The sequence below is a fragment of the bacterium genome (assembly GCA_028820935.1).
Taxonomy (GTDB): Bacteria; Actinomycetota; Acidimicrobiia; order Spongiisociales; family Spongiisociaceae; genus Spongiisocius.
On the sequence record JAPPHZ010000042.1, the window covers coordinates 15,560 to 28,269 of the forward strand.

The 12,710-nt window shown below is 66.9% G+C and carries 11 protein-coding genes; 4 read left to right on the forward strand and 7 right to left on the reverse strand.

The genetic code is table 11. The features are described 5' to 3' along the window. The first annotated feature begins 23 nt into the window (after nucleotides 1-23). Nucleotides 24-1,385 (forward strand): ABC transporter substrate-binding protein, encoded by a 1,362-nt coding sequence (locus OXM57_12055; protein ID MDE0353412.1) that lies wholly within the window; start codon nucleotides 24-26, stop codon nucleotides 1,383-1,385. A gap of 183 nt (nucleotides 1,386-1,568) precedes the next feature. Beyond that, nucleotides 1,569-2,747 carry a serine hydrolase gene (locus tag OXM57_12060; protein ID MDE0353413.1) on the forward strand — a complete coding sequence of 393 codons (1,179 nt, stop codon included), beginning with the start codon at nucleotides 1,569-1,571 and terminating at the stop codon, nucleotides 2,745-2,747. 18 nt (nucleotides 2,748-2,765) lie between these two features. Here OXM57_12060 and OXM57_12065 read toward each other — a convergent pair whose 3' ends face one another. The 7 genes from OXM57_12065 to OXM57_12095 form a co-directional block, all read right to left on the reverse strand. Then, nucleotides 2,766-3,542, reverse strand: coding sequence for an SDR family oxidoreductase (locus tag OXM57_12065; GenBank protein ID MDE0353414.1), 777 nt, complete (start codon nucleotides 3,540-3,542; stop codon nucleotides 2,766-2,768). A gap of 194 nt (nucleotides 3,543-3,736) precedes the next feature. Continuing rightward, nucleotides 3,737-3,958 (reverse strand): sarcosine oxidase subunit delta, encoded by a 222-nt coding sequence (locus tag OXM57_12070; protein MDE0353415.1) that lies wholly within the window; start codon nucleotides 3,956-3,958, stop codon nucleotides 3,737-3,739. Further along, nucleotides 3,958-5,172, reverse strand: coding sequence for an FAD-dependent oxidoreductase (locus OXM57_12075; protein MDE0353416.1), 1,215 nt, complete (start codon nucleotides 5,170-5,172; stop codon nucleotides 3,958-3,960). The genes OXM57_12070 and OXM57_12075 overlap by 1 nt, the downstream gene beginning before the upstream one ends. Continuing rightward, nucleotides 5,169-5,576 (reverse strand): hypothetical protein, encoded by a 408-nt coding sequence (locus OXM57_12080; GenBank protein ID MDE0353417.1) that lies wholly within the window; start codon nucleotides 5,574-5,576, stop codon nucleotides 5,169-5,171. Before OXM57_12080 ends, OXM57_12075 begins: the two co-directional genes overlap by 4 nt. Next, nucleotides 5,563-7,767, reverse strand: coding sequence for a 2Fe-2S iron-sulfur cluster-binding protein (locus OXM57_12085; GenBank protein MDE0353418.1), 2,205 nt, complete (start codon nucleotides 7,765-7,767; stop codon nucleotides 5,563-5,565). The genes OXM57_12080 and OXM57_12085 overlap by 14 nt, the downstream gene beginning before the upstream one ends. 13 nt (nucleotides 7,768-7,780) lie before the next feature. Beyond that, nucleotides 7,781-9,106, reverse strand: coding sequence for a Xaa-Pro peptidase family protein (locus tag OXM57_12090; protein ID MDE0353419.1), 1,326 nt, complete (start codon nucleotides 9,104-9,106; stop codon nucleotides 7,781-7,783). A gap of 76 nt (nucleotides 9,107-9,182) precedes the next feature. Continuing rightward, nucleotides 9,183-10,490 carry a Xaa-Pro peptidase family protein gene (locus OXM57_12095; protein MDE0353420.1) on the reverse strand — a complete coding sequence of 436 codons (1,308 nt, stop codon included), beginning with the start codon at nucleotides 10,488-10,490 and terminating at the stop codon, nucleotides 9,183-9,185. Between the two features lie 337 nt (nucleotides 10,491-10,827). Between OXM57_12095 and OXM57_12100 the strand changes: the two genes are divergently transcribed. After that, nucleotides 10,828-11,718: an amidohydrolase family protein gene (locus OXM57_12100; protein MDE0353421.1), complete on the forward strand. Its 891-nt coding sequence runs from the start codon at nucleotides 10,828-10,830 to the stop codon at nucleotides 11,716-11,718. A 29-nt stretch (nucleotides 11,719-11,747) separates the two neighbouring features. Next, nucleotides 11,748-12,680: an alcohol dehydrogenase catalytic domain-containing protein gene (locus tag OXM57_12105; protein MDE0353422.1), complete on the forward strand. Its 933-nt coding sequence runs from the start codon at nucleotides 11,748-11,750 to the stop codon at nucleotides 12,678-12,680. The last annotated feature ends 30 nt before the right edge of the window (nucleotides 12,681-12,710 follow it).

Here is a 12,710-nt window from a genome sequence, read left to right on the forward strand (position 1 = left end):
ACTCCCACGCGATGGGAGGCAAAATGCGACGCTCACCCAGGAAATGGCTCTTCATCCCGATCATGATGGTCCTAGCCCTGATGGCGACGGCTTGCGGGAGCGACGAACCTGCCGCAACTACGGCCGCGCCCACCACGGCCGCGCCCACCACCACCGCCGCGCCGACCACCACGGCCGCACCCACCACCACGGCGGCACCCACCACCACGGCGGCGCCCGCGCCCACCACCACCGCCGCTCCCCCCGAGACTGTGGTGGTCCGGGAGGTAATCCGCGAGGTGGTCGTGGAGCCGGAGGAAGAGGAGATGGGTCCGATGATCCCGGACGCCCCGCTCGTGACGGTGCGGATCAACGGCGGACCTTTCTATCCGTTCAACCTCTGGGCCGCATCCAAGGAGTTGGGCATCGCCGACGAACTCAACATCGAGTTGGACATATCTAGCCAGGGGTTCTTCCCGACCGCCGCGCTGAAGCGGGGCGAGTTCGACGTGATCGCCTCGTGCCCGGCCTGCGCGTTCGGCGTGTACGAGAGCATTCCGGAGTTCCGCAACTGGATCACGTCCTACCAGTGGAGGGGATTCCAGCTGATCGGCCGCGCCGATCCCGAGACCGGCGCCGCGGTACACAAGCCTTGGATCGACTTCTTCGTCGACGCCGGCGGCGACCTGGAGCAAGCCAACCGGGAGTTCGCGGCATCGCTCGCCGGACGGAGCTTCGCGATCTGGGATCCTGGTGGCATCGCGACGCTCAAGGCCCTGATCGAGCAGGGCGGGTTGACCCTCGACGATATCGAGATCATTGGCTTCGCCGACATCAACGTGGCCTCGACTTCGTTCATAGCCGGCGAGGGTGACTACCACTCCGGTGACAGCATCCAGATGCACCGAATGCTGACCGCACCCGACCTGAGAGACAAGTTCGTATCGGCTGCCCCGTTCCAGGCCTACGGCTCGACCGGGTTGTGGTACAGCACCTTCGCGTCCACCCAGGACTGGCTCGACGCCAACGAGGAAACGGCGCTGCGAATGCTGGCGATCTGGTATCGGACCACCCGGTACCTGCACAACCGTACCGCCGACGTGCTCCCGCCCATGCACGAGGCGGTGCGCCGGGCCGGCGGAGTCCTGGTGGACGACGAGACGCTCAAGGCCGAGTTGTTCAACATCGAGGACTTCGTGCGGTACCAGGATGCGTGGGATCACTACTTCGCCGACGGTTCGCCCACCAACATGGACCTGTCCATCGCGCTTACGCACAAGAACGCGGTGGAGGCAGGGACCGTGGCGGCCGACTCAGACTGGCGGATCTTCGAGGTCGAGAAGGATTGGTTCCAGAAACTCATGGCCAGACAGGACCTCGTCAACTGGATCATGAAACCGCTGTAGGACAGCCAAGCGAGGAGGGTGCTGAAAAAGACGGGGATGGATTGGCCTGCGGCCCCTTGAACTGGGGCTTCATTACCGACTATCAGGCCAACTGGACATTTTTCAGTACCGTCCGAGAACAGGCCCCGGACCGGAGCCGGGGCCTGTTCCGCGCACCGGACCGCTCAAAGGAGAGAGAAGCAAGTGACCGACGTCAGCGGGAGGGTGGCAACCGGTTTCGAGCCGGTGGTGGAGGCCTTCGAGGAGAACTTCGCCGTCCGGGGCGAGGTGGGAGCCGAGTTCTGTGCCTACGTGGGGGGCGAGCCGGTGGTCGACATCTGGGCCGGGACGGCCGCGCCGGGGAGGCCGTGGCGCGAGGACACGTTGGTGCCGGTGTTCTCGGTCACCAAGGGCCCGACCGCCCTGGTGGCCCAGATGCTGGTTGACCGAGGCCTCATGGACCTGGACACCCCGGTTTGCGAATACTGGCCGGAGTTTGCGGCCGGGGGCAAGGGTGATGCTCGGGTGCGGGAGGTTCTAGGCCACACGGTGGGACTTCCGTCCTTCCCCGACTACTGGAACCTGGTGAGCTTCGACGCTACGGAGGGATGGCACCGGTATGGAGAGATCTCGTCGAGGCTGGCCGCTGCTCCCCTCGCCTGGGAACCGGGTGCCCGGGTGGGTTACCACTCCATCACCTACGGCTGGCTGGTGGCGGAACTGGTGCGGCGGATCGACGGTCGGACGCTGGGCGCCTTCTTCGCCGAGGAGGTGGCCGCCCCGCTGGGACTCGACTTCTGGATCGGGCTTCCGGCCGAACATCACGACCGGGTCGCCCGGCTACGGCACGATCCCGACCCCGCGTTCGACCTCGTCGAGGCGCTCGGAGGACCCGAGAAGGCGGCGGGCGCGGCCCTGTTCATCGGCCCGGAGCGCCGATCTCCGATTGACCTCGCCAACGACCCCGACTTCTGGACGGCCGAGATGCCGGCTGTGAACGGCGTCGGCGCCGCCCGCAGCGTGGCGCGGATGTACGCCATGCTGGCCGCGGGCGGTGAGCTGGACGGTGTGCGCCTGGTGTCCGAGGAGTCGGTGGCCACTCACGCTACGGAGCAGGCCAGGGGCACCGACGCCATCTTCGGGGGCGAGACCCGCGTGGCGCTCGGGTACGGGCGTTCGACGCCCGGAGGACTGTCGTTCGGACCTAACGACGAGGCGTTCGGGATGCAGGGGATCGGAGGATCGGTCGCTTACGCGGACCCGGTCGCCGAGGTCGGCTTCGGCTACGCCATGAACCAGACCCACATGGAGGTCGGCACCGACCGCCGGCCCAGAGCCCTCTCGTCCGCCCTCTACCGCGCGATCGCCCTCCAGGGCGGTTGATACCGAACCACGCGGGACTCAGACCGGGTTGTCCTTAGCCTCCGGACCCATGGCTGTGTACCCGCCGTCCACCTTGAGATCGATGCCGGTGATGAACGAGGCGTCTTCGCTGCAGAGGAACAGGATCGCCCTGGCCACGTCCATCGTCTCGCCACAGCGGTCGAGCATCAGGCGCGGGATGATGTAATCCTCGAAGGCCTGGCGCTCCATGACGTTGGCGGTGGCTTCGGTCCAGGTCCATCCCGGGCTGACCGTGTTGGCCCGAATGCCGTGGGCGCCCAGGTCGAGGGCCATGCATATGGTCATCGCCACCAGCGCCCCCTTGGTGCTGTGATAGGTCCAGGCGCCCGGCTTGGCGACTCCCGCCACCACGCTGGCCACGTTCACGATGGCGCCGTTGCCCGCCTGTTTCAGCGGCTCGAAGGCGGCCTGGACCATGTTGGTAGCGCCCAGAACGTTGGTGGACCAACTGGCCTCCCACTCCTCCCTGGTGACATCCAATCCCGCGACCACGAAGCTGGCCGCGTTGTTGACCAGGCAATCGACCCGGCCGAACGTGTCGACCGCAGCCGCCACCGCCCGGCGGCAGTCCTCCAATTTCGCCACGCTGCCGCCCACCGACCGCAGGGCGTCGGGCGAGCAATCGAGGCCTTGAGTGACGAGGTCGTGGTCCACCGGCTGCTGGTCCAGCACCACCACCCGGGCGCCCTCCCGGAGGAACTCCCTGGCGGTTGTCCGGCCGATCCCGGACGCCCCCCCGGTGACCAGCGCCACCCGATTCTCGAAACGCATCATGAGGGCCTCCCATCCCCGAGGAGCGATGGCCTGAGCCCCGCCTGGTGAGGGGACACACGCCGCCTGCCCGCAAGCGTATGGCGGGCCCGCATGGGCGTCAACAATGTCGTGTGCCCATCGACCTCCAATCTAAGACCAACTATCGCAGACAACTAGCAACTAGCAACTAGCAACTAGCAACTAGCAACTAGCAACTAAAGCGTCGTATCCCGCTCGATAGTCTGCCAGCGGCCGCAGCCGCCCGCGTGGAACCAGCGCTCTTGTCGGGCTCCCTCCGTGTTGCTCATCATGAAGCCGCGGTCCACATCCCGCTCCTCGGCACCGGTCAGATAGTCGGGAGGGTCGGGGACCTCGCCGTACATCCACTCCTCGACCGGGCGGGAACCGCAGTGCGGGCAGTCGAGACGCAGGACCATCAGTGGGTCGTCCCTGTCGAACCGGGGTCGAACATCAGCCGGTCCTCCCTGAAGCGACTCAGGGAGAACGGGGCGATCAGCTCGGGCGTGCGATCCGTGGCTATGAGTTCCGCCATCTGCTCACCGCCGGCGGGGATCCCCTTGAAACCCCATGTTCCCCAGCCGGTCGTGACCAGGAAGCCGTCCACCCCTGTGTACCCCATGATCGGGGACAGATCCACCGACATGTCACAGACGCCAGCCCACTGGCGCAGGATGGTCAGGCTTCCCAGGAACGGGAGAAGGGTGACCGCGGGAAGCGAGCAATAAGAGAGGAACTCGTAGCTCGACCGGTACGAGTAGCTCGGCTGGCTGTCGATACCGGCGCCCAGAAGCATCTCTCCTCTCGGCGTCTGGCTTACGTAGAAACCCATCTCTGCCGAGGCGACGATGGGGCGGAAGGAACGGGCGTAGTGGTTGGTGACGAACGCCTGGAGGGGATGGGTGCGGATCGGTAACCGCACTCCTGCCATGGCCGCCAGGGTCGAGACATGGCCCCCCACCGCGCTCACGACCACGCCTGCCGCCACCGGTCCCCGGTCGGTCAGGACACCCGTGACCCGGTCTCCTGACTTGAGCAGGCCGGTCACGGCGGCTCGCTGGTGGACGTGGACCCCCCGCTTCATGGCGCCCTCCGCCAGCGCCCACACCACCCGATCATGGCGCGCCGTGGCGGCGTGGGGACTGTACGAGCCCCCCGTCACCCGGAACTCACCTCCCCCCGCGTTCAGGTCCACATCCGGACAGATCTGCCGCACCTCCTCCGGGGTCACGTAGACCGTGTCGGCTCCGAAGGCCTGGTTGACGATGGACCGGGCCCGCTCGTGGCGGGTACCGGGAGTCCCGTGGACCAACCACAGGAGCCCCTTGCGGTCGTGCATGATCCAGCGCCCGGTCTCCTCCTCCAACCTGGAGTAGAGGTCGACGCTCCGCTGGTAGAAACGGACCGCCTCGGGGATGCCGTAGTTCGCCCGGATGATGGTGGTGTTGCGACCGGAGTTGCCCGATCCGATGTAGCCGCGTTCCAGGACCGCCACGTTGGTTATCCCGTGGCGGGTGGCCAGGTGATAGGCGGTCGACAGGCCGTGCCCGCCTCCGCCCACGATCACCACGTCGTAGGACGACCGCAGATCCTCCCAACCGAAGGCCACCTGGGCTTCGATGAACTCGTTCACTCCGCCCGCTCCCCCAGACCGAGACGCTCCTCAAGGTGGTGCGCCAGCACAGCCGGGACCAGGACGAGGACTCCGCCCTCGTCGAAGAGCATCTTGACCGGTACGCCGGCAAGATGCCCCTGTGCGAACTCCGGGCAGTGCAGGGGGAACTCCCACGCCGACACGGCTTGCAGGCAGGCCAGTTCGGAACGGTCGAACCACGCTGCCGAGAATCCCGCCTCGGGTTCGATGATGGCGTACGGGTCGGCCACCTCGACCCGCTCGGGGGGCGGCAGCACGAGCAGGTCGTCAGGCGCGAGGCGCAACAGGCGCCCGCCGTCCGGCGAATCGATTTCGTCGAGCGCCTCAGGGACGCCGACGATCCTGGTGGCCTCCAGCTGCTCGAAGCGATCAGGCGCGGACACGTCGGCCCTCCGGATCGTAGAAAGGCACCGGCACCCTCCGAGCCGGGCGTCCATCGATCATGATGTCGCCGGGAAGTCCGCCGTCCCGGGCGTAGAGCCAGGCCAGCATCACCGAGCGGCCCAGCACGCGGGACCAGGTGGTGGAGGTCACGAACCCGGCGTAGTCGCCTCTCACGCGCAGGATGGCACCCTGCGGCGGCGGAGGGCCATACCCCTCCAAGCCCACTAGCAACCTGTCCAACTCCATCCGGGAGGTCCGGGCCACCGCAGGCCGGCCCAGGAAGTCCGCCTTGTCCATCCGGACCGCCCAGCCGTGGTCCAACCGGCGGGGCGTGGAGTCGGGCAGGCTGTCCACCCCGACCAGAATGTGGCCTTTCTCGAGACGCAACTCCTCCAACACCTCGATCCCGTGCGGCCACACGTCGAGGTCGGCGCCGGACTCCATCAGAGCACGCCAGAGGTGTCGCGATCGACTCGCCCCGTGGTGGAGTTCGTAGGAGATCTCGCCCGTGAAGCTCAGCTTCATGACCCGGCACGCGACACCCGCCACCTCGATCTCGGTGTGGCCCATGAAAGGCGGCAGCCGATCAGCGGCGCCGAGCCTGGAAAGGAGCTCAACGGACCGGGGTCCGGTCACGTTTATGGCCCCCCAGGAGGCGGTCCGGTCCAGGATCCTCACGTCCATTCCCCAGGCCTCCGCCCAGTCCCGCAGCCACATCTCGAAGTGACCAGCGCCGGCGGAGGTGGAGGTGAGTAGGAACCGGCTCGCGCCCTCGCGGCACACCAGCCCGTCGTCGAACACGTAGCCCCGCTCGTCAAGTGCCAACACGTACTTCGCCCGGCCCGGGCGGAGCGGCGTGATGGTGGTCGGGTAGATGCGCTCGAGGAACGCGTCCGCGTCGGGACCCGATACCAGGAACTTGCCCAGGGTGCTCACGTCGCAGATCGACACGCCGGTCCGGACCGCCCAGTACTCGCGGTCCGGGTCGCCGTAGGTCCAGGGCCTGAGCCAACCCCCGGATCGTTCCATCACGGCTCCCAGGGCGAGATGCTCGTCGTGGAGGGCGGTCCGCCTGTCGGGGTGGTGGTACCAGCCCGCCGCGGCCTCGCCCATCGTGATCTGGGTGACGACCGGACGAGCGGTGAACGACGGAGGCAGGTCCTGCCCCCCGGCGGCCACGAAGCTGCGCACGTGCGGCATGCAGACGGACCCCTGGCAGGCGCCCGTACCGGCCAGCGTGGATCGCTTGATCAACTCCAACTCTTGGAACCCGCGATCCCACACCGACCGAAGGGCATCCACCGTTACATCGGAGCACGGGCAGACGACACCCGCCTCGGGCACGGGCGGCCGGTCAAGATGTCCGGCGACGCTTCCTACCGAGCGCACCCCCGGCAAGCCGTGGGCCATCCGGGCGAGCGTGTCCCTCGGACCGGATCCGAGACCGACCACGGCCGTATCGCACGGGTAGGCGCGTTCGGCGCCGGTCTCGGCGTCTACGGTCACCACTCGCTGCACCGTTCCGTCGCCCTCGAACCGGACCAACCTGCCCCGAGCCGGCTCGTGTCCGACTCCCTCCGGTGGCCTACCTACCGACACCACCCTTCCCAGATCCACTCCCGAAGCTGCCAACGCCTCGGCGGCTCGCCTGGTCACGATGCCGGCCAGCTGGTTCCCGGGACAGACGGGCTGCACCTCGACGGACCCGGTCGCCACCACGACCTCCTCGCAGAAGATCCTCGCCATGCCTTCGGGCGTCCGGGCCACCACCTCGGGACCGGGGTAGACACCGACCGCTTCCCTGCCTGCCCGCGCGTCGAGGGCGACGACGCTGCGGCCGCTCTCCTCGGCCTCGGTAGCGGCCTCCCTCCCCGAACTACCCTGGCCGATCACGACGGTGTCGCAATGGACCATCTCGAAGCCGACGGCGCTCTCGCGGGCGGGCGGCTGAGTCGACGGAGGAAGGGCCGGGTACCCGCCGGGTGGATGCGAAGCGACCTTCATGCCTTCGACGGCCGGCGTCCGGCAGGCGCGGACATACGAGACCCCCTCGAGGGTGACAAGGCAGTACGGGCAGTCTCCCGCGGCGCAAAGGCATCCGCCCCACGGCCTCAGACCGGCTCGGAGAACAGCTGTGAGGACCGTGTCGCCCTCTTCGAAGGGGACCTTCGTCCCGTCGAAGTCGATCACCTTGCCCGGTGCGTCATCGCAGCCCGAGAGGGTAGCTGGAAAGCAACTCGGCGCCGGTATCTGTAACTAGCACCTGCTGCTCCAGCTTGACGCCCTCCCCCCGACCCCACCGACCCACGAAGGACTCGACGCAGAGCACCATTCCGGCCTCCACCACGCCATCCCAGCCGGACTGGTCCCAGGTGTCGGGATAGACGATCATCGGCCACTCGTCCGCCATGCCGACCCCGTGGAACTGGGTGGTGTAGTGACGGAACTCCTCTACGTCCGGCACGAAGGTATCGAAGGTCAACTCGCGGAAGGTGATGCCGGGACAGAGCATCGCCATATTGTGGTGGATCATCTCCTCGGCCCGCCCGAATACATCGAGTTGGTGAGCATTCGGCGGTCGGTCACCGGCGATCCACGTTCTCGAGATGTCCACGCACATCCCGAATGGACCGATCAGATCGGTGTCGAAGGCCACGAGGTCACCGTCCTCGATCACCCGGGCGGATGCCTCCTGGAACCAAGGGTTGGTGCGGGGGCCGGAGGACAGCAGGCGGGTCTCGAGCCACTCGCCACCGCGGCGGACGTTCTCCGAGTGGAGCACCGCCCAAAGCTCCAGTTCGGTGATGCCCGGCTCGAGAGCCGCCCGCATCGCGTCCAGGGAGCGATCGGTTACGACGGTTGCCGCCCTCAGCAGCGTGACCTCCTCGGGGCTCTTGATGGATCGCGCTACCTCCATGACCTCCCCGCCGTTTCGGAGCTCGAGTCCGCGCCCCTCCAGAGCGTGGATCGCGTCGGGACTCGCCCGATCGATCGCAACCCGACGGTTCCCCCCACCGTGTTCCTCCACCACGGAGACCAGCTCGGCGGACCATCGGCGCAGGCTCCGGTCCATCTCGATCCCCGACAACTCGTACATCCACTGGGTAGCCGGCCGTACCTCTTCGACCAATCGGGCGTGACCGGCCAGGAAGGCCGCATCGCCGTAGTCGAAGAGGATCATGGGACCCTCGGCGCCGACCCAAAGGTACCGGCAGGGGTTGTGAGCCGTCCAGAGCGACATGTTGGTGGTGTCGGACGCGTAGCGGATATGAACGGGGTCGTAGAGAACGATCCCCGCGTAGTCCAGTTCCCGCAGCTGCTCTCGCACCCGGTCCAAGCGGTAGCGGCGCACCACGTCGAGGTCGGGAAGAACGATCCCGGCAGCCTCTATCTCCGCGAGGGCATCCGGCGGTAGTCCGATGGAATGCCAGTTGTCGGCCACGGCCCGCCGGTACTCCGCGCCGCCAACCCCACTGGAGCCGATCCGGCTGCCAACACGCGGTCCGAACGGGTCCCGGCGGGTTGTCATCGGCGGTGGCAAACGTCCGATCTCGCCACCGTAAGGAGGCTCCCCCCGACTGGACCGTAGAACTCGAGAGTCGCGGTCATCGGAGGCCGATCGGAAACCGGGACAGGAGCTCGTGACCATGCTCGGTCACCAGCACCTGCTGTTCGAGTTTCACCCCCTCGCCCCAACCCCGCCTGCCCACGAAGGACTCGACGCAGAGCACCATGCCAGGCTCCACCACACCGTCGTAGCCAGCCTGGTCCCACGTTTGAGGAAGGCCGATCATCGGCCACTCGTCGGCCATACCGACCCCGTGGAACTGGTTCGAGTAGGAGTTGAACTCGTCGATGTCGGGAAGCCAGGCATCGAAGGTGAGCTCCCGGAAGGTGACACCCGGGCGCACCATCTCGATATTGCGCCGGATCGTCTCCTCGGCGCGGGCAAAGACATCCTGCTGGTTGGCATTGGGACGCCGGGAGCCGGCGATCCAGGTGCGCGAGATGTCGACGCACATCCCGAAGATGCCTATCAGGTCGGTGTCGAACGCCACCAGATCCCCGTCCTCGATCACCCGCCCGGCGGCCTCGTGGAACCAGGGGTTGGTCCGCGGACCGGAACAGAGGAAACGATTCTCGATCCACTCACCTCCACGGCGGATGTTCTCCGCGTGGAGGATCGCCCACAAGTCCAGCTCGGTCATGCCGGGCTCGAGTGAAGCCCTCATCGCTTCCACGGAATGCTCGGCCGCCACCAGCGCGGCTCGCATCAGGGTGACCTCCTCCGGGCTCTTCACCGAGCGAGCCACCTCCATGACCTCGCCCCCGTTGCGGAGCTCGAGTCCCCGCTGATCCAGGGCGTGAATGGCATCAGGACTGGCCCGATCGATTGCCACCCGCCGGTTGCCCGAACCGTGCTCCGCCACCACGGAGGCCAACTCGGAGGACCACCTACGTAGATAGCGCTCCATCTCGATCCCCGCGAGTTCGTACATCCACTGGGTAGCCGGCCGTACCTCGTCCACCAGGGGGTTGTGTCCGGCCAGGAATGCAGTCTCCGAGAAGTCGAAGAGAATCATGGGCCCCTCGGCTCCCACCCAGAGGTAACGGCAGGGGTTGTGCGCGCTCCACAGAGTCATGTTGGTGGCATCGCACGCGTAACGGATGTGTACCGGGTCGTAGAGGATGATGCCTGCATAGTCGAGGTCTCTGAGGCGATCTCGCACCCGTTGAAGCCGGTATCGCCTCACCACATCCAGGTCGGGGAGAACGATGTCCTCGGCTTCGATCTCCGCGAGCGTCTGGGCGGGCAGTCCTACTGAATGCCGGTTGTTGGCCACGTCCCACCAGTACCCGCGGGATCCTCTCCGGCCGGGTCCGATTCGGCGGCCGGCAGGGGCGCTTCCCAAGTGATGGGTCATATCATCCATGGCTCAGCGGCGGGATCGGGATTGGTCGCCGGCGTGCCAGGTTACAGCCGTACTCACCGGCCGGCAGCCAAGCCACGGGCACTCTCCCTGACAAACCACAGCAGGTGATGATCCCCCATCAGGTGCAGCGATGGTGATCCTTTGACAGATGGCTCGAGCAGCGATCGGTGGATGTCTGCTGGCAAGCGATCCGCGACCGGTTTTCCGGACAAATCGCGTGCCAGACCGGGGCGGGAGCACCCGTTTCGTTATGGTGATCACACCGGCGTGACGCCTAGCGGCAGGTTCGGGAGAGGCCGGAAAGAAAGGGAAGACCATGATCATCGACAGCCATGTGTGGCTCTCGAAGCCGGAGCACTGGGGCGGCAAGGGCGTGATGGACGACGCCATGTACAAGGCGGGTTGGGCCGCCCGGGGTCTTGGTACCAAGACGGGGCTCTTGAAGGGCATGAGCGCCGAGCAGATGGTGGAGATCATGGACGAGGCAGGGGTCGACATGGCGGTCTGCCATGCCAGCAAGGTACCCCACCTGAACTCGGAGGTGCCCCCGTCATTCGTGGCTGCGGCCGTTGACAAGTACCCCGACCGGTACATCGGGCTGGGGAGCGTCGACCTGTTCGGGGGGCTCAGCGCGTTGCGCGAGATGGAGGAGATCGTGGACATGGGCCTGGTAGGCATGAAGATCTCGCCCGCCACCAGCTTTGACATACCTCTCAACGACCTCTCCATCATGCCCATCTACGAGAAGGCCCAGGAACTCGGCATGGTCATATTCGTCCACACCGGGTGGTCCGGGTACTTCCTGCTCAAGAACCAGCACCCGCTCCTCCTCGACGACGTGGCCGTGGAGTTCCCCGAACTGAAGCTGGTGGTGGTTCACGCCGGGGAGAACTACTACGAGGAGGTCGTCATGATGATGCTGAAGAACCCCAACGTGTACGCCAACACGGGCTGGTGGGGCTTCCTCCAGCCGCTGGAGACCAACATCCGGTTCCTCAAGTACGCCAAGCACTTCATGGTCCTCGACAAGGTCCTGTGGGGTACGGACAACTACGACTGCCGGGAGGACGTCCCGTTCGTCAAGTCCTTTCCCGCCCAGGCCGCCGAGCACAACATCGCCCCCGGACTGCCGGAACTCACCGACGAGGACATCGCCGACTACATGGGGAACAACTCCGCCCGCCTCTTCGGCGTGGACACCGGCTGATCCCGATCCGAGCCCGATAACCTCCGCGCATGCGGGCTGCCGTAATGCACTCGCCCGGTTCGCCGCTCGTGATCGAGGAAGGGCCGCGGCCTCGTCCGAAGTCGGGTCTGGTGGTGGATGTGCTGGCCTGCGGCGTCTGCCACACCGACCTGGACCTCCTCGACAGCGATCTCACCAGGACCCCGCACGTGCTCGGCCATGAAGTGGTGGTGGCCGGCCCGGGTGGAGAACCGTGCCTTGTGTACGGCAGTTGGGGGTGCCGGCGATGCTCGCACTGCCGGTCGGGAGACGAGGCCATGTGCGCGGACGTGGTCATCGCGGGGGTGCATACGGACGGCGGCTACGCGGAGGCTATGGCGGTCCCCGACGAGAGCTACCTGTACCCGATCGGCGACCTCGACCCGTCCGAGGCCGCGCCGCTCGCCGACGCGGGAGCCACCTCGTACCGGGCGGTTCGGAGGGCCATGCCGGCCTCCCGGGCGGTGGTGATCGGGGTCGGCGGCCTCGGCCAGTTCGCCATCCAATGGCTGCGGCTGGTGGCGGACTGCTCGGTCACCGCGGTGGATACGGCTCCGGCGAAACTCCGCCGAGCCCTCGAACTCGGCGCCGACGAGGCCTGCCCACCCCCGGCCCAGATGGAACCCGCGCCGGTCGTGCTCGACTTCGTCGGTACTCCGGAGTCCTTGCAGCTGGCCAGGTCCCTGGTCGAGCGGAAGGGAAGGATCGTGATCGTGGGAGGCGGCGGAGGGTCGATTGCGGTGGGTATGGAGACGATCCCCTACCAGACGTGGGTAACCACCTCCATCATGGGATCCCGGTCAGATGTGACGACCGTGCTGGAACATGCGCAGCGAGGGAGCGTGGATTGCCATGTGGAAGAGCTCCCGCTGGACGATGCCGACACGGCTCTGGGACGGCTACGCGCGGGCGGGGTCACCGGCCGGCTGGTCCTGAAGCCGTAGGAGCCACCAGATCGTGGACGGCTCGAGCAG

Excerpts from the sequence above, each read along its gene's own strand:
- OXM57_12055 (MDE0353412.1), top strand. The coding sequence starts at position 24 with ATGCGACGCTCACCCAGGAAATGGCTCTTCATCCCGATCATGATGGTC.
- OXM57_12065 (MDE0353414.1), bottom strand. The coding sequence starts at position 3,542 with ATGATGCGTTTCGAGAATCGGGTGGCGCTGGTCACCGGGGGGGCGTCC.
- OXM57_12070 (MDE0353415.1), bottom strand. The coding sequence starts at position 3,958 with ATGGTCCTGCGTCTCGACTGCCCGCACTGCGGTTCCCGCCCGGTCGAG.
- OXM57_12090 (MDE0353419.1), bottom strand. The coding sequence starts at position 9,106 with ATGACAACCCGCCGGGACCCGTTCGGACCGCGTGTTGGCAGCCGGATC.
- OXM57_12100 (MDE0353421.1), top strand. The coding sequence starts at position 10,828 with ATGATCATCGACAGCCATGTGTGGCTCTCGAAGCCGGAGCACTGGGGC.
- OXM57_12105 (MDE0353422.1), top strand. The coding sequence starts at position 11,748 with ATGCGGGCTGCCGTAATGCACTCGCCCGGTTCGCCGCTCGTGATCGAG.